This is a genomic window from Acidithiobacillus ferriphilus (assembly GCF_018854775.1).
GTDB lineage: Bacteria > Pseudomonadota > Gammaproteobacteria > Acidithiobacillales > Acidithiobacillaceae > Acidithiobacillus > Acidithiobacillus ferriphilus.
On record NZ_JAAZTY010000257.1, the window covers coordinates 1 to 592 of the forward strand.

Here is a 592-nt window from a genome sequence, read left to right on the forward strand (position 1 = left end):
TGACCGGCGCACGGTGGACCTGGGTGAGCGGATGGACGACATTCGCGATCACATGTGGGAACTGGAGAAGGAAGGCGAGATCATCGTCCATCGCATCACCGACGATCATAAGGCGGTTGAGGTGGATACGTTGTTTGGCTGGAAAAAACGGGTTCCCACCAACAACCTCTGGCATCACAAAAGCTGTGGTCAGTGCGGCAATATCCCCGGCTACCCCACCAGTCTCATGTGGTTCATGAATCACCTTGGGGTCGATTATCTGGACGAAACCGACCAGACCTCCTGCACCGCCTGGAACTACCATGGTTCCGGCATCGGCAACGTTGAATCCCTCGCCGCCGTTTTCCTGCGCAACTTCCATCAGGCCTATGTCTCCGGCAAACAGCACGGCTTTGAGAATGGCCACTTCTTCCCTCTGGTCCACTGTGGCACCTCCTTCGGCAATTACAAGGAAATCCGCAAGTATCTGATCGAATCCGCTGAACTGCGCGAAAAGGTCAAGAAGATCCTGGGCAAGCTTGGCCGTCTGGTCGACGGCAAGATCGTCATCCCCGAAGAAGTGGTGCACTACAGTGAATGGCTGCACGTTATG

General features: G+C 55.4%; 1 pseudogene. It reads left to right on the top strand.

Annotated elements, in window-relative coordinates:
- Positions 1–592: pseudogene (locus HF921_RS13770) on the top strand (heterodisulfide reductase subunit B); the annotation flags it as partial.